Origin of the sequence: Caulobacter sp. BE264, assembly GCF_031457805.1 — a bacterium.
Classification (GTDB): Bacteria; Pseudomonadota; Alphaproteobacteria; order Caulobacterales; family Caulobacteraceae; genus Caulobacter.
Map to the genome: position 1 here is coordinate 1 of NZ_JAVDXI010000016.1, position 2,531 is coordinate 2,531.

The 2,531-nt window shown below is 67.3% G+C and carries 2 protein-coding genes; both read right to left on the reverse strand.

Features of this window, described 5'->3' with window-relative positions:
- Positions 1–180: 180 nt before the first annotated feature.
- Entirely contained in the window at positions 181–909 is a 729-nt protein-coding gene (istB, locus tag J2X45_RS20230) for an IS21-like element helper ATPase IstB (protein WP_310218514.1), read from the reverse strand.
- Positions 896–2,410, reverse strand: a complete 1,515-nt coding sequence (gene istA / locus J2X45_RS20235; protein WP_310218516.1) for an IS21 family transposase — start codon at positions 2,408–2,410, stop codon at positions 896–898. Before istA ends, istB begins: the two co-directional genes overlap by 14 nt.
- Positions 2,411–2,531 lie beyond the last annotated feature (121 nt).

The window sequence follows — 2,531 nt, forward strand, 5'->3', positions numbered from 1 at the left end:
TGTCAAACGGCGTTGAAAGTTGACCCCCTATCGGCGTCCAAAATTGACCCCTCTGGTTTGAGTTCCCGGGCTGGCGGCGAGGCGCGTAGTGGTCAGCTCGCGCAGCGCGTCGCCGCCGGGTGAGCTACGTGAGATTCAGCTGCCCGGAGGGGGTCTGGGGGAGGTTGAATAGATTGTGGATCAGGCCCTGGTCTTGAGGCGCCAGCTGTCGTTGCCGGTCTCGACGATGTCGCAGTGATGGGTCAGGCGATCGAGCAGCGCCGTGGTCATCTTGGCGTCGCCGAAGACGGTGGGCCATTCGCCGAAGGTCAGGTTGGTGGTGATGATCACCGAGGTGCGCTCGTAGAGCTTGCTGATCAGGTGGAAGAGGCGCTGACCGCCGGACTGGGCGAACGGCAGGTAGCCCAGCTCGTCGAGCACCACGACGTCCAGACGCGAGAGCTGGGCGGCCAGGGCGCCGGTCTTGCCACGCCGGGCTTCGTCCTCGAGCCGGTTCACCAGATCGACGGTGTTGAAGTAGCGCCCGCGCGCGCCGGTTCGCACCACATTGGCGGTGATGGCGATGGCCAGATGGGTCTTGCCGGTGCCCGTGCCGCCGATCAGGACGATGTTGCGGTGATCGGCCAGGAACGAGCCGCCGTGCAGGGCGCGCACCAAGTCTTCGTTGATCGGGGAGCCTTCGAAGGTGAAGCGCGCCAGGTCCTTCATCACCGGCAGCTTGGCGGCGGTGATCCGGTACCGGATCGAGGCTGCCTGCCGATGGGCGGCCTCGGCCTTCACCAGGTCAGCCAGGATCTCCATGGCGGTGCGCTTGCGCTGCAGGCCCGTGGTGACGGCGTCGTCGAACGCGGCGGCCATGCCCTTCAGGCCCAGTTGGCCCAGGGCGTCGATCATCTCATGCCGCTGCACGAGAGCCTCGCAGCAAGTCGTAGCGGGCGCAGTCGGCGATGGGCGGATGGCTCAAGGTCAGGGCCTGAGAGGTGGTGATCGCCTCGGGCCTGGGCGGTTCACGCCGGCGGGCGAGGATGTTGAGGATCACCTCGTCGCTGGCGACACCGGCGTCGAGCGCCTCCTGGACGGCCAGGTCGACGGCGTCGAGGCCATCGTCCAGCACCGCCGTCAGAACCCGCACGAAGCGCCGGTCAGCCTCGTCGCCGGAGCCTAGCCGCTTGCGCAGGCGGGTGAAGGCCGGCGGCAGCGCCCATTCCTGGAACGGCGCGCCGTTGCGCAATGCCCCGGGCTTGCGGGCCAGCACGGGCAGGTAGTGCCAGGGATCATAGACAGTGTGGTCACGGCCAAAGCCGCGCGGGTGATCGGCCACCACCTCGCCGTCGCACAGCACCATGAGCCGGTCGGCGTAGGCGCGGATCTGGACGGCGCGTCGCGCGGCCTTGGCCTGCACCGAGTAGCGGTTGCGATCGAAGGTGATCAGGCAGGTGGCCTGGGCGACGGCCTCGATCTGGTGGAAGCCGTCGAAGGGCCCGGCGAACGGCGCCAAGAAGGGGCGCTCGGCCTCATAGACGTCCCAGACGAAGCGGTCGCGGAACTCAGGATGGCGATCGTTGCGCGCTCGCCGCTCGCACTCGGCCTCCAGCCAGCCGTTCAGCTCCTCCAGGCTCCGGAAGCGCAGGCGGGGCTTGAAGAGGTTGTCTCTGGCGTAGCCGACCTGGTTCTCAACCTGGCCCTTCTCCCAGCCCGACGCCGGCGTACAGGCCACCGGCTCGATCAGGTAGTGCGAGCACATCTGCTCGAAGCGCCGGTTAAAGCGCCGGGTCTTGCCGGTGAACACCGCCTCCACGGCGGTCTTCATGTTGTCGTAGATGCCTCGCCGCGTGACGCCCCCGAACGCCTGGAATGCTCGGGCATGGGCGTCGAACACCATCTCCTGGGTCTCGCGCGGATAGGCCCGGATGTAGAAGCGGCGGCTATGGCAGAGGCGCACGTGGGCCACCTTCACCGTCAGGGGCGTGCCGCCGATCTCGACCTGCTCGTGGCTCCAGTCGAACTGATAGGCGTCCCCTGGCGCGAAGCTCAACGGCACGAAGGCCTCGACCGGAGAGCTCACGCCCCGGCGCTGGACCGACCAGCGTCCTGCATAGCGCCGCACCGCGTCGTAACCGCCGTCATAGCCCTCCCGGCTGAGCAGATCGGTGATCCGCATCAGCGTCAGCCGATCCTTGCGGGTGCCGGATGCATTGGCCTCCAGTAACGCTTCCAGCCGCGCGATGAACGGCCCCAACTTCGGGTGCGGCTGCTCGCGCCGCTCGTACTCCAGCGCCGTATCCCCCGACCGCAGGATCTTGCGCACCGTGTTGCGCGATAGGCCCATCTCCCGCGCGATGGTCTTCACGCCCTTGCCCCGCGCGAAGTGCTCGCGCCGGATCTTCGCCACCGTCTCCACTACCAACATCCCCGTCTCGATCCGCGGCTACACAAGCCGCCGATCTGGCCATCAAAGCCTCAAGGACAGGGGGTCATTTTTGGACGCCGATATCCCCGAGATGGGGGTCACTTTTGCAAGCCGAAACACA

What these genes read in the sequence shown, in the direction of transcription:
- istA (WP_310218516.1), bottom strand. Translation starts at nt 2,410, where the DNA reads ATGTTGGTAGTGGAGACGGTGGCGAAGATCCGGCGCGAGCACTTCGCG.